The 18,947-nt window shown below is 53.3% G+C and carries 14 protein-coding genes and 1 tRNA gene; 10 read left to right on the top strand and 5 right to left on the bottom strand.

What is annotated here, in order from left to right; translation table 11 throughout:
- Nucleotides 1–54: 54 nt before the first annotated feature.
- From HNQ92_RS27330 to HNQ92_RS27315, 4 genes are all read right to left on the bottom strand, one after another.
- Complete coding sequence (locus HNQ92_RS27330; protein WP_221307564.1) at nt 55–549, bottom strand: DinB family protein; 495 nt, start codon at nt 547–549, stop codon at nt 55–57.
- Between the two features lie 470 nt (nt 550–1,019).
- A complete protein-coding gene (locus tag HNQ92_RS27325) occupies nt 1,020–2,699 on the bottom strand; it encodes a pyruvate dehydrogenase complex dihydrolipoamide acetyltransferase (RefSeq protein ID WP_184179582.1) in 1,680 nt (559 codons plus the stop codon).
- A 113-nt stretch (nt 2,700–2,812) separates the two neighbouring features.
- Nucleotides 2,813–4,600: a translation elongation factor 4 gene (gene lepA / locus HNQ92_RS27320; protein WP_184179579.1), complete on the bottom strand. Its 1,788-nt coding sequence runs from the start codon at nt 4,598–4,600 to the stop codon at nt 2,813–2,815.
- A 104-nt stretch (nt 4,601–4,704) separates the two neighbouring features.
- On the bottom strand, nt 4,705–5,943 hold the full coding sequence (locus HNQ92_RS27315) for a DUF819 family protein (protein WP_184179576.1): 1,239 nt from the start codon (nt 5,941–5,943) through the stop codon (nt 4,705–4,707).
- Nucleotides 5,944–6,485: 542 nt separating this feature from the next.
- Between HNQ92_RS27315 and HNQ92_RS27310 the strand changes: the two genes are divergently transcribed.
- The 5 genes from HNQ92_RS27310 (at nt 6,486) to HNQ92_RS27290 (ending at nt 9,379) form a co-directional block, all read left to right on the top strand.
- Nucleotides 6,486–6,962 carry an Lrp/AsnC ligand binding domain-containing protein gene (locus tag HNQ92_RS27310; RefSeq protein WP_184179573.1) on the top strand — a complete coding sequence of 159 codons (477 nt, stop codon included), beginning with the start codon at nt 6,486–6,488 and terminating at the stop codon, nt 6,960–6,962.
- Nucleotides 6,963–7,044: 82 nt separating this feature from the next.
- Nucleotides 7,045–7,395 carry a PadR family transcriptional regulator gene (locus HNQ92_RS27305; RefSeq protein WP_184179570.1) on the top strand — a complete coding sequence of 117 codons (351 nt, stop codon included), beginning with the start codon at nt 7,045–7,047 and terminating at the stop codon, nt 7,393–7,395.
- A 28-nt stretch (nt 7,396–7,423) separates the two neighbouring features.
- The gene (locus HNQ92_RS27300; RefSeq protein ID WP_184179568.1) at nt 7,424–8,449 is read left to right on the top strand and encodes a TonB family protein; all 1,026 of its coding nucleotides are present in this window, start codon (nt 7,424–7,426) and stop codon (nt 8,447–8,449) included.
- A 149-nt stretch (nt 8,450–8,598) separates the two neighbouring features.
- Entirely contained in the window at nt 8,599–9,117 is a 519-nt protein-coding gene (locus HNQ92_RS27295) for a 3'-5' exonuclease (protein ID WP_184179565.1), read from the top strand.
- Between the two features lie 85 nt (nt 9,118–9,202).
- The gene (locus HNQ92_RS27290; protein WP_184179563.1) at nt 9,203–9,379 is read left to right on the top strand and encodes a hypothetical protein; all 177 of its coding nucleotides are present in this window, start codon (nt 9,203–9,205) and stop codon (nt 9,377–9,379) included.
- A gap of 102 nt (nt 9,380–9,481) precedes the next feature.
- On the opposite strand, the gene HNQ92_RS27285 is transcribed toward HNQ92_RS27290, so the two are convergent.
- Nucleotides 9,482–10,594: a fatty acid desaturase family protein gene (locus tag HNQ92_RS27285; RefSeq protein WP_184179560.1), complete on the bottom strand. Its 1,113-nt coding sequence runs from the start codon at nt 10,592–10,594 to the stop codon at nt 9,482–9,484.
- A gap of 367 nt (nt 10,595–10,961) precedes the next feature.
- Here HNQ92_RS27285 and HNQ92_RS27280 point away from each other — a divergent pair.
- From HNQ92_RS27280 to HNQ92_RS27260, 5 genes are all read left to right on the top strand, one after another.
- Nucleotides 10,962–11,035: transfer RNA gene (locus HNQ92_RS27280), tRNA-Ala, on the top strand.
- Between the two features lie 534 nt (nt 11,036–11,569).
- Complete coding sequence (locus tag HNQ92_RS29110) at nt 11,570–15,562, top strand: two-component regulator propeller domain-containing protein (RefSeq protein ID WP_184179557.1); 3,993 nt, start codon at nt 11,570–11,572, stop codon at nt 15,560–15,562.
- 457 nt (nt 15,563–16,019) lie between these two features.
- Nucleotides 16,020–17,345, top strand: coding sequence for a T9SS type A sorting domain-containing protein (locus HNQ92_RS27270; RefSeq protein WP_184179554.1), 1,326 nt, complete (start codon nt 16,020–16,022; stop codon nt 17,343–17,345).
- Nucleotides 17,346–17,363: 18 nt separating this feature from the next.
- Nucleotides 17,364–17,501 (top strand): hypothetical protein, encoded by a 138-nt coding sequence (locus tag HNQ92_RS27265; protein ID WP_184179551.1) that lies wholly within the window; start codon nt 17,364–17,366, stop codon nt 17,499–17,501.
- A gap of 36 nt (nt 17,502–17,537) precedes the next feature.
- Nucleotides 17,538–18,869, top strand: coding sequence for a leucine-rich repeat protein (locus HNQ92_RS27260; protein ID WP_184179548.1), 1,332 nt, complete (start codon nt 17,538–17,540; stop codon nt 18,867–18,869).
- Nucleotides 18,870–18,947: the final 78 nt, after the last annotated feature.

Below are 18,947 nucleotides of genomic sequence, written 5' to 3'. Positions count from 1 at the left end.
GGAGGTTAGCGGGTTAGATTCAGAACGATAGGTACCTGGGGAGTCGTTATAAAATCACATTTCGTCGGCGCTGGGGCCGTAAGGACCCGGAATGGGGATGTCGAGCAGGCGCAGAAAAACCCCGAGCTGCGCGCGGTGGTGGGCATTTTGGCCCATGGCGTGGCGTACGGTTTCCCATTTTTCCATTTCGACGTAGATGGTATCTCCTTCGCACATCACCCACTTTTGCTGCAAAATAGCGTCGGTAGCGCCAGCGAGTGCCGCCTGAGCTTCCTGCACGCATTCGTCGAAACGAGCCACCAGTGCGTCGGGGTCGGGGTAGTTGGCGGGGGCGTAGGGGCTGTCCGCAAAATCCCACTTATCTTGCCGAATTCCCATGGTGAGCATGATCGGGATTTCGGCCAGGTGCGTAGCCAGGGCTTTGATCGTCATGCTTTTAGGATGGGGCTGCCAATCCATCCGGTCGGCGGGGACGAGGGCCAACATGCGCCGGGTTTGGGCGGCTTCCTGCGCCAGTTCTTTTTGAAAAGCTTCGATAAAAGAGATCATACGGATTGGTTTTTGATGAGCAAGACAAAGATCAGGTACCTACGTGACAACCCTATGTCAACAGGTTTAGCATTTATTGATGCTTTAGTTTATAAAGTTAGCCATAGGTACCTACGGATTTCAGAGAAATCCCATGTTTATAGAAAGCTAACCCATAACAAAACATGATTCCAGCGGAATCGAACGCTAGCCCTTCCTGGGCGAGGTGCGACCGCCCTGCGGTCGGTCGGTAATCTAAAGTCTTAATGCTATAAATCTGTGACCACGCTGCGGTCATTTTTTCGCTTTATGGATGGATGAATAGTTAAAAAATTCCTGGTTAGCCGCAAGAAAAAGGCAACGTTGCCTGGTATCTATAACTTACCAACTCATTCACGGTTTACCCATAAATTCTAGGGGGTACTTTGCCAAAAAAAAGAGAGCCGGTTGCGCCAGGCCCTCTTTTTTGTATTCAATAAGGTACTTTGACTTTATACCAACATGCTCATGGGTTCTTCGAGCAGCTTTTTCACCGTTTGGAGGAAGGAAGCGCCCGTAGCGCCGTCGACCACGCGGTGGTCGCAGGAGAGCGTTACCTTCATGATATTGACCGGATAGGGGGTACCGTCTTCCTTGAAAGCGGCCGTTTGTTTAATGGCACCAATGGCCAGAATACAGGCGTCGGGCGGGTTGATGATGGCCGTGAATTCGTCGATGCCAAACATGCCCAGGTTGGACACCGAGAAGGTATTCCCTTCCCAATCTTTGGGTTGGAGTTTTTTGTCCTTGGCTTTACCGGCGTATTCTTTCACTTCGCCCGAGATGGCCGAAAGCGTTTTCTTGTCGGCGTCGCGCACCACGGGTACCAGCAGTCCTTCGTCTACGGCTACGGCCACGCCAATGTTGACGTACTTGTAGCGACGGATCTTGTCACCCAGCCAGGCCGAGTTAACGGCCGGATGCTGCTTGAGAGCCAGCGCACAGGCCTTGATCACCATGTCGTTGAAAGAAATTTTGGCGGGGCTCACGGCGTTCAGCGTGGGGCGCAGCTGCATGGCCTTGTCCATGTTGATTTCCATGGTCAGGTAGAAATGCGGCGCCGTAAAGAGGCTGTCGCTGAGGCGGCGCGCGATGGTCTTGCGCATCTGCGACACGGGTAGATCCTCGTAGTCGCCCACGGGAGCGGCGGTGGGGGCGGGAGCAGCCTCGGCGGCTTTGGGAGCGGCGGCTTTGGCGGGAGCGGCTTCCGGCTTGGCGGCGGGCTTGTACTCATCCACGTCACGCTTCACGATGCGCCCATTATCGCCGGAGCCTTCCAGTTGGCTCAGGTCAATGCCCTTGTCTTCGGCCAGGCGGCGGGCCAGCGGCGACGCCTTGATCCGATCCGAGGAGGCATCATTGGCACTTACACCCGCGGGGGTCTCGACGGGTACGGTTGTTTTTTGGCTGTCTTCGTCGGTAATATCTTCTACTTCGGCGGCTTCTTCGTCTATGGCCTCACCGTTTTCACGGGCCAGGAGGGCTTCCACGTTGGCACCTTCTTCGCCAATGACGGCAATGATGCCGTTGACGGGCACGGCCGAGCCTTCTTCTACGCCCACATGCAGCAGGGTACCATCCTCGTAGGCTTCCAGCTCCATGGTGGCTTTGTCGGTTTCTACCTCGGCCAGAATATCGCCGGACTTCACCTGATCACCCACCTTTTTCTGCCACGACACCAGGGTACCTTCTTCCATGGTATCGCTCATCTTGGGCATACGCACCACGGTAGCGTTGATCTTTTCGGTCGACTTAGCGGGTTTATCCGCTTTTTTGGGGGTACTTTCCTTGCTTTCTGGTTGCGGAGCGGCTTCTTCTTTCTTGGGTTCTTCCTTCTTAGCGGCCGTTTGTCCATTGGATTCTCCTCCTTCGAGTAGCGACTGGTAGTCTTCGCCTTTTTCGCCCACGATGGCCATGATTCCGTCGATCGGAACGGCATCTCCTTTCTGCACCCCTATGTAAAGAATAGTTCCGTCGTAGTACGACTCGAGATCCATTGTAGCTTTGTCGGTTTCGACCTCGGCCAGAATATCACCGGATTTAATCTCGTCGCCTACTTTTTTGTGCCACTCAGCAATAACACCTTCTTCCATGGTGTCGCTCATCTTGGGCATACGAATTGCTTCTGCCATATCAATTGGGTAAGAATTTGATTCAGGGATCGTTTTATACTAGTCAGCCAAAATTACAACAAAAGGCCGATAAGCCGTCCTTTTGCGTTTAAAAAAGTCGGTGACCAGGTACCTTAGTTAATCTTCAGAACGGCCATGAAGGCTTCCTGCGGGATCTCCACGTTGCCGACCTGGCGCATGCGCTTCTTCCCTTTTTTCTGCTTATCAAGGAGTTTGCGCTTACGCGAAATGTCCCCCCCGTAGCATTTGGCGAGTACGTCCTTGCGCATGGCCTTTACCGTTTCGCGGGCAATGACCTTCTGACCAATGGCCGCCTGGATGGCGATTTCGAACATCTGCCGGGGGATCAGCTCGCGTAATTTTTCGCAGAGTTTCTTGCCCCACTCGTAGGCTTTGGTCCGGTGCACAATGGCCGAGAGGGCATCCACGCGGTCGCCGTTGAGCATGATGTCCAGCTTTACCATGTCGGATTCCTGGTAGCCACTGAGCTCGTAGTCGAGGGAAGCATAGCCGCGCGAAATGGTTTTGAGGCGATCAAAAAAGTCAAAAACGACCTCCGCCAGCGGCATCGAGAATTGCAGCTCCACGCGGTCGGCGGTGAGGTAGATCTGATTTTTGAGCATGCCGCGTTTATCCATGCAGAGGGTCATGATGGCCCCCACGTACTCCGACTTGGAAATGATCTGGGCATTAATGAAGGGCTCCTCGATGGAGCCAATGAAGTTGGGATCGGGCATTTCGGAAGGGGCACTCACGCGCATGAGTTCCCCCTTGGAATTGATCACGTTGAACTGCACGGAAGGTACCGTGGTGATCACCGTCATGTCGAATTCCCGCTCCAGGCGCTCCTGCACGATCTCCATGTGCAGCATACCCAGGAAGCCGCAGCGGAAGCCAAAGCCCAGGGCGGCGGAGGTTTCGGGCTCCCACACCAGGGCGGCGTCGTTGAGCTGGAGCTTTTCCATGGCGTCGCGCAGGTCTTCGTATTCGCTCGTCTCCACGGGGTAGATCCCCGCAAATACCATCGGTTTTACTTCTTCAAACCCCCTGATCATGGTGGGCGAAGGGCGGTGAATGTGCGTGAACGTATCGCCCACCTTTACTTCGCGTGCTACCTTGATGCCCGAGATCAGGTACCCTACGTCGCCGCATTCTACCACCTCCTTGGGTTGTTTTTGCAGCCGAAGGGTACCTATTTCGTCGGCAAAGTATTCCTTGCCGGTAGCCATAAACTTCACGCGGTCACCCTTGCGAACGCTGCCGTTTTTGATCCGGAAAATAACCTCGATACCCCGGTAGGAATTAAAGACCGAGTCGAAAATGAGCGCCTGCAGCGGGGCGTCCGGATCACCCTTCGGGGCCGGAACGCGGTGCACAATGGCGTACAGGATTTCTTCGATCCCGATGCCTTCCTTTCCGCTGGCGTGAATGATCTCCTCGCGGTCGCAGCCGATGAGGTCCACGATCTGGTCCTTGACCTCCTCGGGCATGGCACCGGGAAGGTCTATTTTATTGAGCACCGGGATGATCACCAGGTCGTGGTTGATGGCCAGGTACAGGTTTGAAATCGTTTGGGCTTCAATGCCCTGGGCGGCATCTACCAGCAGCAGGGCTCCCTCACAAGCGGCAATGGAACGGGATACTTCGTACGAAAAATCTACGTGGCCGGGCGTGTCGATCAGGTTCAGGGTATATTGCTCGCCATCGAGCAGGTAATCCATCTGGATCGCGTGGCTTTTGATGGTGATTCCCCGCTCGCGTTCCAGATCCATATCGTCGAGAAGCTGGGCCTGCATTTCACGGTGCGTAACGGTTTTTGTGAATTCCAGCAGGCGGTCAGCCAGCGTACTTTTCCCGTGATCGATGTGAGCAATGATGCAAAAATTGCGAATGTTCTTCATGTAGGTAGTAACAAAATCGGTAGTGTTTTGTCCTTTGGTTTGGGCAAAACAATTGCAAAAGTACGAGGCTGACGCCTAATTTAATAGGAAGGTCTATGAGAAATTCAAAGCCCCTCGCTGACCCACTGCATGAGCAGGGCCGTCAGGTACCCCGCGTAGGTGCCTACGGCATAGCCAATAATGGACAGCAATACGCCCACCGGGGCCAGCGAAGGATGAAAAGCCGCCGCCACTACGGGGGCTGAAGCGGAGCCGCCCACGTTGGCCTGGCTACCCACAGCGGCAAAAAAGAAGGGGATCTTAAGTACCCGGGCCATGCCGATGACAACTCCGGCGTGCACCGCCATCCAGACGAGCCCAATGGCAAACAGCCCGGGGTTGTCGGCCACAGCCCCCAGGTCCATCTGCATCCCGATGGTAGCGACCAACACGTACAAAAACACGCTGCCCAGCCGGGAAGCTCCTACGTGCTCGAGCTGGCGCAGCGGGGTCAGGGATAGCCCGATACCCATTAGGGTTACCAGCGCCACAATCCAGAAAAAGCTGGACGTGAGGCTGTACTTCTCGGCCTCAGGGAAGTGCGTGGCCAGAAACGGCACGAGTTGCTCGGCCAGGAAGTGGGCCAGCCCGGTAGCACCAAAGGCCACCGCTCCCAGGTACATCAGGTCACGGGTGGCCGGGATGCGCTGGTTGGTGAGCTGAATGCTCTCCAGGCGCTGCTGCACGTCGGCAATGTGGCTGGCATTAGCCCGTAGCCGCCGGTCCAGGCGCGCGGCGTAGCCCGCCCCGTAGATCAGCGCCGCCATCCAAAGCTCCGCCACCAGTACGTCCACCGCCACCACCTGCGAAAACAGCCGGTCGCTGGGACTAAATACCTCCCGCAGCGCGGTTTGGTTGGCTCCGCCGCCGATCCAGCTGCCCGCAATGGTGGCCAGCCCCCGCCATACGGCTTCGGGGCCTTCGCCCGCTACCGTCTCGGGGCTAACCATGCCCACCAGCCACAGCGCCACGGGGCCTCCCACAACCACGCCCAGGGTACCTATGAGCATCATGATGATTGCCTGCGGACCGAGCTTGCGGAGGGACGGCCAGTCCATCCCCAGCGTAAAAAGCACCAGGCAGGCGGGTAAAAAGTACCTGGATACTACCGGGTAGAGCTGCGACGTGGCTCCGTTGATCAGGCCCACGGAATTAAGTACCCCCGGAATAAAGTAGCACAGCAACAGGGGCGGCACGACGCCGTAGAAGCGTTGCCAGCCGCGCTGGGGCAGCGCGGCGGTATAAAAGATCAGGCCCAGCACGAGCATCAAAATGCCCAGTACGGTGGCGTCGTTTTGGATCATGCCGTTGGGAAGAAGGTACTTTAAAACCAGCCGCAAGATAGCGAAACCCGCAGGATAGCGGGAAGCAGAGAGGAATAAAAAAGAAAACACGCAGGTTTCAAAACGAACCCGCGTGTCAAATTACACTTCATCAACAAACTAAAAACCAAATAAAACTACGGCGAAATTATTCGCTTGTCAAGTTTTTTTTATTAAGCTGTAGGAGGGGGAGTCGAACCACCCACGGTGCGGTTAGCCACGATACAAAGAGTTGGTGGTCAACCCCAGTCGGCCGAAGCCAACATTATATCGCGTTTGTCCCGGAATCACCACCCCCGAGACAGGAGGGCATGGCTGCCAGTTTCATCATCCTACAGTATAGTCAAAGAGCGTCGTCCATCAGGAAGCGGGGTACTTATAGGAGCTGCTTTCCCGAATCGACTTTACAAAGGTAAGGTGCTTACATTTAAAATTAAAATATTTGCATAAATATTTCGTAAAATTTAGATAATTGTCAATTTTTACGACTAATTATTAGATACTATTCAAAATATATCCCAAAAATGAACAAAAATTTAGAAATTGACAACACGGATCTGCGCATTTTGTCGCTGCTGATGGAGAACGCCAGCCTACCCTACACGGAAATCGGCAAGCGCGTGTTTGTATCGGGAGGTACCGTACACGTACGCATGAAAAAGATGGAGCAGATGGGCATTGTGAAAGGCTCCCAACTGCTCATTGACCCGGCCAAGCTCGGCTGGGACATCAGTGCTTTCCTGGGCGTATACCTCGATAAAAGCTCGCTCTACGACGAGGTGGCCTCCGCGCTGGAAAAAATTCCCGAAGTAGTCAATATTCATTACACCACCGGAATTTATAGTATCTTTATCAAAATCGTTTGCCGGGATACCGAGCATCTTCGGGAGGTACTTCACGATAAGATCCAGCACGTAGCGGGGATCCAGCGCACGGAGACCTTTATCTCGCTCGAGGAACGGATCAACCGCTCCATTCCGCTGGAAGAGCAAGGGGAATAAAGCAAACGCAAAATAATTTTTTAATGGGGGTATTGTATATATAAAATACTTATATATATTTGTCGAGTAACAACATTGACGCATGGAAAATAACGGAAATAACGAATACGTTCGGGGCACGATCAAGACCATCGTGCTGAATTTGCTGGCCGAGCGGGGCCGAATGTACGGCTACGAGATTACGCATGAAGTAAAAGACCGCACGGACGGCGAAATAACCTTGACCTTCGGGGCGCTGTATCCGGTGCTGCATAAGCTGGAGCAGGAGGGGTACCTTGAGACCGAGTCGGAAGCCGTGGATGGCCGCCTCCGCAAGTACTACTCCCTCACGACGCAAGGTTCCGAAACCGCCCGCACCAAAACCCACGATCTGGCGCGTTTTGTGGAAGCCGTCAAGCTGCTGCTGAACCCTCCCGGCCTGGCCACGGATTAGCTATCACCCTATTCCCCCCCATAACCCCATGAAGCGCCTACCCGAAATTCGCCTTGCCGACCTAAGCCGCTATCTAGAAAGCTGCGGCCTGGTTTCGGCGCTTTATCCTGAGCTATTGGACCACCTGGCCTGTGAGGTTGAAGAGCGGCTTTGGGCCGGACTGTCGTTTGAAGAGGCCTTGCGCACAGCCATCAGCGAGGCCGATCCCGAGACCCTACGCCTGTTGGGTATTGAACATAAACATCTGTTAGCCATGGAACAATCACTAGACGACATCGTTTTCGAAGGCCGTAATCAACAGTATGGGGCCTACGTGCTGCGGCGGGAGTACAAGCGAACGGTGCAACGCGCTACGTTGCTGGGGGTCACGCTGTTCTTACTCATTTTTCTGCTGCCAAACCTCTACGCCCGGCTGGTACCCGACCCCGACGAACGAGAGTTTGGCTTCGAGGTTACCTTTGAGGACGTAGTCCTAATTAAGCCCACCGTCACGCCCCCACCAGCTACCCCCGCTCCGCCTCCACCGGCCGTCAAGACGGTACGTTCCCTGCCGCCGGTGGTGCTGCCCGACAACCAGGTACCCGTAGATAGTCCACCTCCCACGCTGGACGAGCTCGAAGGAGCGCAGCCGGGAGAGGCCACGGTAGATGGGCTGGCGAACGTGGATATAGTGGTGCCGCCCGCCGAGCGGGTAGTCAGAAGCTCAGAGACGGTGCTGGAAGTAAAACCCGAAGCCGAAAAGGTACACCTGTACGTAGAGCAGCAGCCTACCTACCGCGGTGGCAGCGAAGCCATGGCAGCTTTTCTGCGCAAGCACCTGCGCTACCCGCATCAGGCGGCCCGCGTGGGCGTGCAGGGAAAAGTGTACGTGGAGTTTACGGTAGGGGCCGATGGGACCATCGAAAAAGCCCGGGCCGTTAAGGGCATTGGCTTTGGCTGCGACGAAGAGGCCTTGCGCGTGGTGCAGATGATGCCCAACTGGGTTCCTGGCAAGCAAGCGGGCCAGCCCGTACGGGTACGCTTCACCTTACCCATCGCTTTTCAGCTCGAATAAAAGGTACCTATTACTTCTGATGGAAATAGTTTTTTGAGAAATCCCCGCCTAAAAACGGGGATTTTTTCTTTTTTTTGTACGGCCGGTGCAAGTACCCTTTCGTGGGCGTAAGGTACCTGATTCTTTCCTGGCCCTGACCGTCAGAGCGTATGTATGCCATCGTGGATATTGAAACAACCGGCGGGGTGAAAGGCCCCACCCGCATTACCGAGATTGCCGTCTTTAGGTACGACGGGCGGCAGGTAGTAGACTCCTTTCATTCGCTCGTCAATCCACAGACCTTCATTCCGCCCTTTATAACCCGCCTAACGGGCATCGACAACCGCATGGTGCAAAATGCCCCCACCTTCGCCGAGATTGCCGACCCAGTACGGAACCTGACCCGGGACGCCTGGTTTGTGGCGCACAACGTCCACTTTGACTATAATTTTATCAAAAAAGAATACGAATGGCTGGACGAGTACTTCAAGCGCGACCTGCTTTGTACCGTGCGGCTAAGCCGAAAGATTTTTCCGGGCTTTAAGTCGTACAGCCTCGGCAACCTCTGCCAGAGCCTGCAGATCTCCATCAAAGACCGCCACCGGGCCAGTGGCGACGCGGCGGCAACGGTTCGGCTCTTCGAGATGCTGCTGCATCACGACAAGCAGCGGCTCATTCCGGTAGACTGAGTAATTTATTGCCCAATGCCTACCTCTTAACGGAGGGAATGGTTTTTACGGATAGGTACTTAAAATTCACTAACTACCTATTCGCATGAAATCATTCCTGAACTACCTTACGATCTTCTTTCTTTCCCTAGCGCTGACCAGTTGCGAAATCATTGGGGACATATTTAAAGGCGGCATGTGGACCGGAGCCATTCTGGTAATCCTCGTGATTGGCGGGGTGATCTGGCTGTTTTCCCGGGTCTTCGGAGGCCGAAGAAGATGATGTGCTGAGGAATTTACCTGAGCTGTATAAAAAAGGTACCCGCTTCCTATCGTTGTGAAGCGGGTACCTTTTTTAGTAGTATGTATTTTATCGGGAGCTTTTCTAGCCAATGGCCTCGTTGAGATCAGGGAGCTTGCCAAAGCGCTGAAGGGTACTGATGTGGGAGCGCAGAGCATCGGAAAAGGTTTCGTTCTCGAGGTAGTCCAGGCCAAATTCTTCCGCGGTTTGTTTCACGATAGGGGCTATGGAAGGGTAGTGGACGTGGCAAATCCGGGGGAAAAGGTGGTGCTCTACCTGAAAGTTAAGTCCGCCTACGTACCAGGACAGCCACTTGTTACGCCGCGAAAAGTTGACGGTCGTTTGGAGCTGGTGGATGGCCCAGTCGTTTTCGATCACCCCATTTTCGTTGGCCAACGGATGGCTGGTACCCTCCACGGTATGGGCCAGCTGGAAAATGACCGTCAGAATAAGCCCCGCCGTAAAGTGCATGAGCATAAAACCCAGAAGTACCTGCCCCGCAGGCAGGCCAAATACCCCGATTGGTAGGTACAACAAGACCAGAAAATACACGACCTTGAGTAGGATGATCCGGGTCAGGAAACTAATGTTTTGTTTTTTGGAATACGTATTCACCCCCGATCTTTTGAAGCTGATGTACTGCACAAAATCTTTAAGTACCACCCAGTAGAGCGTCAGAATGCCATAAAAGAAAAAAGCGTACAGCCACTGAAAACGGTGAATGCCCCGCACGGTGGTATGAGGCGAAAGGCGCACCACCAGCCGGTCCTGGATGTCTTCATCCATGGGTACTACGTTGGTGTAGGTATGGTGCAAGATATTATGCTGGAGCTTCCAGTTTTGTACAATCCCCCCGGCCAGGTTCAGGGAGTAGCCCAGCAGGTCGTTTACTTTGGGGTTGGCGGAATAAGCACCGTGGTTGGCGTCGTGCATGACGCTCATGCCTATACCACCAATTCCCAGGCCCATCACAAACCACAGGAGCATGCTCAGGGCGAAGGGGGGCTGAAAAAGCAACATGAACACGAACGGGAGGACGTAAGCAGCAATGAGAACGACGGTCTTGAGAATCATTGTGCTGTTGGCGTGTTTAGAAATACCCGCTTCGGCAAAATAGCCATCAACTCGTTTTTTGAGGGTGGGGAAGAAGAGGCTTTTGTCCTTGGTAATAAATTTTACTTTTCCTTTTTGCTTCATACAGACATTGTGATTCAACAGATAGATAGAGGTTCATGAGGATACAGGGTAACTAGACAAAAAGGAAAGACTACGGAAAATGAAAACCCAACCTATCTGTGAAGCCAACGTCAAATATAACAGAAGCCAACAGTATATAGAACACCCAAACCAATGATTTTATTGCATGTGCCTGATTTAAAAGTATATAAAGCATGCAAAAGGGTTGCTAATAGCTACTTAATAGGGCAGCTACAACTAGCTTGATAGTCTGTATGATAGGTTTTGGACTAAAAAAACAGGGAGCTTGCTTGCGTATTTCATTTTGAGGCTACATATTTGCACTCCCATTTGGCAAGCCAAGCACTAGGGACACGTTCATTACTTTGGGGGATTAGCTCAGTTGGCTAGAGCGCTTGCATGGCATGCAAGAGGTCATCGGTTCGAATCCGATATTCTCCACTTTCTTCAAATTTTAGCCGAAAAAGCCACCTAATAAGGGGGCTTTTTTCATTTGGCATACCCGTTTTTTCTCAAACGAAGGTACTTTTCGCGAAGTAATCAGTATGTAACGTAACGAAGGGGTACTTCTGACGCGCCTATGCTTACCTTACTGGGAGACCTAGGTACCTTTGGGCGGCCAGCTTGCGTCAAGCCGTAGATCAACCAGGCTTAAAGTAAATCCCGCCTTCACCAAAGCAGGGAAAGGGCTATGGCGTTGCGTTAGATTTATTACCTTAGAAAAATCTTTTCGTGATCTCAGGCATTAAAAACAACGTATATATGGGTTTTATTGGTACCAAGTACCTGAATAAAACAAAACTGAACCCGTAGAGGGGTCGTAAAAAATAGATGGAGAGCCAGTCCGGGCTATGCAGGAAAATGAAAATGCTATTTGCGATCCACACCTCGTCTATGAAATTTTTCTACGCGCTCGTATTCGTTTGCGGCCCGTTCCTCCTATTTCCAAGTAACCGGTCTTTCGCACAGGCCCCAGTGTTTCAGGATATTACCCTGGCCGACGGCCTGTCGCAGGGAATGATTTTCGATCTGATCGAAGACCACGAGCACTATGTCTGGATTGCGACTAAGAACGGGCTGAATCGCTTCGATGGCTATACCTACAAGGTTTTTTTTCCCGACGCTACTAATCCCTACGCCATTTCCGATAGCCAAACGTCGGCCCTTTTTGAAGATTCGCAAGGGAGGCTTTGGGTGGGTACTACCAGCCAGGGGCTCAACCTCTACGACCGCATAACCAGGCGGTTTTACCATTGTTCGCTCAAAGACAACACCAGTGGGCAGTCGTCGGATAAAACGCCCAATGAACATATTTCTTCCATCCAGGAAGATCCCGAGGGCAACATCTGGGTAGGTACTTTTGCCGGTAAGCTGTTCAAGCTCCGTTTGCCTTCAAGGCTAAAGAAAGGATTTCCCGAAGGGCCCGATTTTACGCATCAGGTGGAAATGGATAGGCTGAACCCCGCCCTCCAGCCCCTCAATCTGATCAGCGTAAAGTGGATATACCGCACCCAGCGTGGAAAAATGTGGGTCGCCTTTGGCCCCTGGTTTTATGAGCTCGACTTCCGAAAAAACCAACTCCGGTCGGTGTCCCTGGGTACTTACAGTGAATTTCCCGTCACCGGTGTGCTGGAAGAGGCCGACGGTTCTCTGCTGGTGACGAAGGCCGACCGCGTAGTTAGAATAAAAAACGAAAAGGAAGCACAGACTCTCTTTTTTGACCCCAACGCCGAAGCCAAACGAGGGATGGTCATGAGCCCGGATGGAACGGTTTGGATTCGGTCCGAGGGAAAGGTATACAACAGCCACTATACCACTCTCACCAAAAATGTCCTGGCGCAGGAACCCGTTTTTACGGTCGGGAATAATTGTTACCTGACCAAAAACCTCACCGATTCGGAGGGGAATGTGTGGCTGGGTACCAACGGCTACGGCATCAAGAAGCAACAAGCCGTTCGGAAACGATTCCGTAACTACTTGCACGGGTATAGCATCTGGCACGTCATCGAAGACAGGCGGGGGCGCATTTTCTCCTGGGACTACACCCGAATTTTCCTACTTGATAAAAAGACCGGGCAGGCGAGTCAACAGGCGCTGCTGACCGAGTACGAGGGTCGGCAAAAAGGAAATATGATTGAAGACCGGAACGGGGGGTTTTGGTGCATCATTCAGAAGTTTCCGGGGCAGTTCGACATGATCTTGGTTCAGTTGGACGAGCATTTAAAGAAAGTAAAGGAATACGATCTGCATCGGAACGGTGATTTTGTTCGTGCGCGTCTCCTGCAAGACCAGGATGGGTACCTATGGATTGCCGGAGCCAACGTGGAGCTGATCCGATTTTCTCCCGCCAGCGGAGCCGTCGACTACTACCCCTACGGGGACCTGCTTTCGCTGAACGAAACGAGCGTAGGCGTGAATGCCCTCTACCAGGATCAGGAAAAAGCCCTCTGGATCGGGACCAACGTAGGCCTCTTCCGGACGGTGGAGGTAGGTGGCGTACGGACGTTTTCGCAGGTGAGCCTAAGTACCGCTACTAAAAAGTCCCTTCAGGAGAATTACGTGTACGCCCTGCTCGACGATCCGAAACAACCCGAGCGGTTTATCTGGATTGGTACCAGGGGCGGTCTGATCCGCCTGGACAAATCGAATCGGCAGATCCGCTCGTTTACCGAAAAAGACGGGTTGGGAAATAATGTGGTGGCAGGCCTTCTGTCAGACACCCAGGGCAACCTCTGGATGAGTACCTTTCGGGGGCTTTCTAGTCTAAATCTGTCCACGTTGGTTTTTAGTACGTACTCTTCCCGGGATGGGTTACAGTCCGACGAATTCAATGGCAGCTGCTTCTTCAAAAACAGCCAGGGAGAATTAATTTTTGGGGGTATCAACGGGTTAACCGTTTTCCGGCCCGACCAATCGTGGAAGCCCGAAAAGCCCGCTTCGGTGGCTATCGTAGGTCTGAAAATAAATAACCAGGCGGTTGAACCCCACGACAGTACTCGGATTCTGTCAAAAGCCATCGAGTACACGGAGGCTATATCCCTGGAGCACGACCAGAATATCCTCACCTTTGAATTCTCCACCCTGGACCTCAACAACAGCTCCAAAAACCGTTACCGCTACCGGCTGGATGGCGTCGATACGGACTGGATCGACGCCGGTACCACCCGCTTTGCCAATTATACCCGTTTGTCGCCGGGGAACTACACGCTACGCGTCGTTGCTTCTTTTGACGGCTCTACCTGGACCCCCCGCCCGCTGAAACTGAAGATACACATTCATCCCCCCTGGTACCTGAGTGCGTGGGCCTATCTGGCGTACGTCGGGCTTTTTTTTGGGGTCGTTTACGTCCTTTACGGGGCTCAGATCCGGCGCGTTCGGCTGCAGGAGCAGCTGGGCTACGAGCAGCGGGAGGCTACCCGCCTTTCGGAGTTAGATCAACTGAAAACACACTTCTTTACCAACATATCGCATGAGTTCCGTACGCCCTTGACGTTGCTGGTCGGCCCGATTGCTGATCTGCAAAGCCGTTACCCGCAGGAGGCTATTTTACAGCCCATGCGGCGCAATGCCGATCGCCTGCTGACGCTGATCAACCAGTTGCTGGACCTGGGCAAGCTGGAAAGCCAACAAATGCAGGTGCAACTGACCGAAGGGGATCTGGCCGGGTATATACAGATACTGGGTCTCTCTTTTGCCTCGCTGGCCGAAAGCCGGTCTATAGCTTTTAAGGTCAAACAGAATCTAACGGAGGTACCTGCCCGCTTCGATCCCGATAAGATAGACAAGATCGTGACCAATCTGCTGGCCAATGCTTTCAAATTTACGCAGGATGGGAACCGGATCCGGCTGTCGGTGACCTACGACCTGCCGAAGCAACAAGCCGAGATCTGCGTCGAGGATACGGGCGTGGGGATTCCGCCGGAAAAAACGGCCCGCATCTTTGACCGCTTTTATCAAGTTGAGGGCGGCTCCACCCGAACCAACGAAGGGGCCGGGATTGGACTGGCGCTGGTGAAGGAGCTCGTGGACCTACTCGGTGGAAGCATCTCCGTAACCAGTCAGCCGGGCCAAGGTACTTCGTTTGCCGTACAACTACCCATTGATTTTCTCGGTGCCACCACGCTACTTCCGGGATCGCCTCACCACCCAACCGACTACCAAGTCCACATGGCGCGGGAAGTACCCGTTTCTTTCCCTCTTGCGGCCGAAACGGAAACAGACCGGCCACTGATGCTGATCGCCGAAGATAACGCCGACCTACGAACCTACATCGCGGGGATATTTCGTGAGGAATACCAGATCCTGGAGGCTCAGGATGGGCAAGAAGCCCTGGAAAAAGCCACCGAACGGCTGCCGGATATTCTTATTACCGACTGGATGATGCCCCGGCTCGACGGATTGGCCCTCTGCCAGCAGCTGCGGAATAACCAAACCACGAGCCACATTCCCCTGATCATGCTCACGGCCAAAGCCACCGTCGACGACCGCATCGTGGGCTTCGAGCAGGGGGCAGACGACTACCTCACCAAGCCCTTCGAAGCCCGCGAGATCAGAGCCCGGGTGAGCAGCCTGCTCCGCCAACGGCAGGCCCTCATCAGCCATTATCAACAAAGCCTGGTGGAGCAGGATACGAGCCCACTGAAGGAGTTGTCAGCGGACGAGCTATTTCTGGAAAAAGCCAAGGCCGTGGTGTGGAGTCATCTGAGCGAAAGTACCTTCGACATCGAGCAGTTTGCCGATGAGTTGGCTATGAGTTCGACGCAACTGCGGCGTAAGTTGCGGGCCCTCACCGGGCTCACCCCCGTCGAATTTGTCCGAAAGCTCCGCCTGCAATCCGCCGCCAATCTCCTCAAACAAAAGGCGGGCAGCGTATCGGAGATTGCCTTCGCTTCGGGCTTTGAGAGCCTGTCTTACTTCTCCACCAAATTCCAGCAGGAGTACGGGGTACCTCCGTCCGAGTACGCCTAGCCTTCCTTCGGCTCTTTTTGCCTTTCGCGCGGGTTTTTGTCGTGTATTTTATACAGTACCAAGTGTTTGCTCAAAATGAGCTAAGGAATGCTCAAAATGAGCAAAAGGCGCTAGGGGGCATTTTCGATCTTTGTCACTACTTATAAGAGTCACCTTTCGCTGTCTTCCCCTGGATTTATTAAAACTGAAATTAAGTCGTTCCAATATTCACCCAACCTCAGCTACATGCTACCCCCCAAGTACCCCCGCGCAAGTACTACCGCCGTCCCTAACTCCGTAAGCAAGATACCCTGGCGCGGCTGACTTGGTAGTCCGGTTCGCAGTCCGATGCTTTTTCTCCTTATTCTGCCTAGAGTCAGTATCGCCAGGTACCTACTACCAGCCAGCCGCCAGTAGGTACTTTTAAAGCATTTCATTTCAAATAAAGCAAGAACTAAACCTTTTAACTCCTTACCTTATGAAAAGACAACTACTTCTGTTTAGCCTGTTGTGTGTACTGACGCTGACGGCGCGGGCGCAGTGCCCTCCGGGCAACGTAACCTTCATTACCCAGGACCAGGTCGATGCCTTTGCCACCACGTACCCTACTTGTACCACTATTTCGGGCAACCTTTTTATCATTGGCTCTACTACTGTCAATCTGGATGGCTTATCGGGCTTGACGTCCATCTCGGGGTTTCTTAGTGTTCTAGCCTGTACTTCCTTGACGAGCCTGGCAGGGCTGCACAACCTGACCTCCCTGGGGGGGGGGTTATATATAAATAATAACGGAGCCCTGGCGAGCCTAGAAGCTTTGTCGGGCTTGACGTCTATTTCGGGAGGCCTTCAAATTTCAGGCAATGGCTCCTTGACGAATCTCAGTGGGCTGAACAATGTAACCTCCCTGGGGAACAGTTCATATATTGAAAATAATGGAGCCCTTCTTAATCTGGAAGCTTTGTCGGGCTTGACATCCATTCCGGGAGAACTTTTTATTGCGGGCAATGGCTCCCTGGTCAGCCTTAGTGGTCTGAACAATGTGGCCTCCCTGGGCGGCAATTTAACTATAAAAAATAACGGGGCTCTGACCAATCTAGATGGCTTATCGGGTTTGACATCTATTGCCGGAAATTTATTTATTCAAAACAATACCCAACTGAGCACCTGCACCATCCTGTCCATTTGTGCCTACCTCAATAACCCGCCGGGGGCGGTCACCATTTCGGGCAACGCCACCGGCTGTGCCAGCCAAAGCGAAGTGGAGGCGGCTTGCAGCGTGCTGCCCGTCTCGCTGGTGGATTTTACGGCCAGCGCCGAAGGTACCCTGGCCCAGCTCAGCTGGACGACCGCCGAAGAAAGTAACAGCGACTACTTCCAGGTGGAGCACAGCCGGGACGGCAAAAGCTGGCGCAGCCTGGGGCGGGTCAAAGCCCAGGGCGAAAGTACCTCCCTGCAGCACTACACCTTCACCGACGCTGACCCCGCCCAGGGCGAGAACCTCTACCGCCTTAGGATCGTGGACGTGGACGGCAGCTACGCCTACTCGCGCCTGCGCAGCCTTCGCTTTGAGCGGAATCAGGAACTGGTGCTGTACCCTAACCCGGTGGCCGAGCGGCTACGGCTCGATGACTGGAGCCAGGTGCAGCGGGTGCGGCTGTTCGGCCCTTCGGGGAAACTTATCCAGGAGCGTAGCCAGGGCTTGGCCTCGGGCCTAGACATGAAGCCGCTACCGGCGGGGATGTACCTGGTGGAGCTCACGCGCACCAACGGCAGCGTGTACACCTACCGGATTGTGAAACAATAAACTCTTACTGACCTGATTATGCAAACACCAAGTACCTCCCAAGTACCTGCGCGTAAGCGCTACCGCCGTCCCCAACTCCGCAAGCAAGGTACCCTGGCGCGGTTGACGCTGAAGTCGGGCTCCCAGTCGGACGCTTTTTCGCCTTACTCCCAGTAAAAAAAGTAAAAACTATAAATTCTATTACACCTTATCATGAAAAAACAACTACTTCTATTGGCCCTGTGGGTACTGACGCTGACAGCGCGGGCGCAGTGCCCGGTGGGCAACGTAACGCTCACTTCCCAGGCCCAGGTCGATGCCTTTGCCACCACGTACCCTACTTGTACCGCTATTTCGGGCAACCTTTTTATCAGTGGCGCTACTACTGTCAATCTGGATGGCTTATCGGGCTTGACGTCCATCTCGGGAAACCTTTCTATTCAAAGCAGTTCCTTAACGAGCTTGGCTGGACTATCTAGCCTGACCTCCCTGGGGGGCAATTTAAGTATATCTAGTAACGGTACCTTGGCCAACCTGAATGCCTTGTCGGGCCTGACGTCCATTCCAGGATTCCTGCTTATTCAAAACAATGCTGCCCTGACGAGCTTGAACGGCCTGCACAATGTAACCTCCCTGGGAGGTTATTTATACATAAGTAGTAACGGAGCCCTGACCACGTTGAATGGTTTGTCGGGCTTGACGTCCATTGGGGGGGAGCTTACTATTAGTTCCAATGGCTCCCTGACGAGCCTGACCGGGCTGGCCAACCTGACCTCCCTGGGGGAGAATTTATTGATAGGCAGTAACGGAGCCCTGACTACGCTGGATGGTTTGTCGGGCCTGACATCTATTCCGGGGTACCTACTTCTTCAAAACAATAACTCCCTGACGAGCCTGAGCGGACTGAATAACCTGACCTCTCTGGGAGATTATTTATTTATAGGAGGAAACGGAGCCCTAACGAGCGTAGAGGCATTATCAGGTTTGACGTCCATTCCGGGGTACCTACTTCTTCAAAATAATAGCTCTCTGACGAGCTTGAACGGGCTGCACAATGTAACCTCCCTGGGAGATTATTTATATATAGGTAGTAACGGAGCTCTGACCACGCTGAATGGTTTGTCGAGCTTGACGTCTATTGGAGGATACCTACTTCTTCAAAGCAATACTTCCCTAACGAGCTTGGTAGGGCTATCCAACCTGACCTCCCTGGGAGACTATTTATCTATAGGAAGTAATGGGGCTCTAACCACGCTGGATGGTTTGTCGGGGTTGACATCTATTCCGGGGTACCTACTTCTTCAAAGCAATAGCTCCCTGACGAGCCTGAGCGGACTGAACAACCTGACCTCTCTCGGAGATTACTTATTTATAGGGGGAAACGGAGCCCTAACGAGCGTAGAAGCATTATCGGGTTTGACGTCCATTCCTGGGTACCTATACATTCAAAGCAATGGCTCCTTGACGAGCCTGAACGGGCTGCACAATGTGGCCTCCCTGGGGAGGTACTTATACATAGATAATAACGGTGTACTAGCCCCCTAAAAACCTGGAACTGGATTCTACTAATTAAACCCCTTAAATTAGTAGGATTATGTCAAGGAGAAAATTTTCAGTCGAAGA

Origin of the sequence: Rhabdobacter roseus, assembly GCF_014202275.1 — a bacterium.
GTDB lineage: Bacteria > Bacteroidota > Bacteroidia > Cytophagales > Spirosomataceae > Rhabdobacter > Rhabdobacter roseus.
The sequence above is the reverse complement of the archived record's forward strand: the minus strand, read 5'-3'. Positions and strand labels throughout refer to the sequence as shown.

Bases quoted from the DNA above. Each gene is read 5' to 3' on its own strand.
- HNQ92_RS27330 (WP_221307564.1), bottom strand. From the start codon at position 549: ATGATCTCTTTTATCGAAGCTTTTCAAAAAGAACTGGCGCAGGAAGCC.
- HNQ92_RS27325 (WP_184179582.1), bottom strand. From the start codon at position 2,699: ATGGCAGAAGCAATTCGTATGCCCAAGATGAGCGACACCATGGAAGAA.
- lepA (WP_184179579.1), bottom strand. From the start codon at position 4,600: ATGAAGAACATTCGCAATTTTTGCATCATTGCTCACATCGATCACGGG.
- HNQ92_RS27315 (WP_184179576.1), bottom strand. From the start codon at position 5,943: ATGATCCAAAACGACGCCACCGTACTGGGCATTTTGATGCTCGTGCTG.
- HNQ92_RS27310 (WP_184179573.1), top strand. From the start codon at position 6,486: ATGAACAAAAATTTAGAAATTGACAACACGGATCTGCGCATTTTGTCG.
- HNQ92_RS27305 (WP_184179570.1), top strand. From the start codon at position 7,045: ATGGAAAATAACGGAAATAACGAATACGTTCGGGGCACGATCAAGACC.
- HNQ92_RS27300 (WP_184179568.1), top strand. From the start codon at position 7,424: ATGAAGCGCCTACCCGAAATTCGCCTTGCCGACCTAAGCCGCTATCTA.
- HNQ92_RS27295 (WP_184179565.1), top strand. From the start codon at position 8,599: ATGTATGCCATCGTGGATATTGAAACAACCGGCGGGGTGAAAGGCCCC.
- HNQ92_RS27290 (WP_184179563.1), top strand. From the start codon at position 9,203: ATGAAATCATTCCTGAACTACCTTACGATCTTCTTTCTTTCCCTAGCG.
- HNQ92_RS27285 (WP_184179560.1), bottom strand. From the start codon at position 10,594: ATGAAGCAAAAAGGAAAAGTAAAATTTATTACCAAGGACAAAAGCCTC.
- HNQ92_RS27270 (WP_184179554.1), top strand. From the start codon at position 16,020: ATGAAAAGACAACTACTTCTGTTTAGCCTGTTGTGTGTACTGACGCTG.
- HNQ92_RS27265 (WP_184179551.1), top strand. From the start codon at position 17,364: ATGCAAACACCAAGTACCTCCCAAGTACCTGCGCGTAAGCGCTACCGC.
- HNQ92_RS27260 (WP_184179548.1), top strand. From the start codon at position 17,538: ATGAAAAAACAACTACTTCTATTGGCCCTGTGGGTACTGACGCTGACA.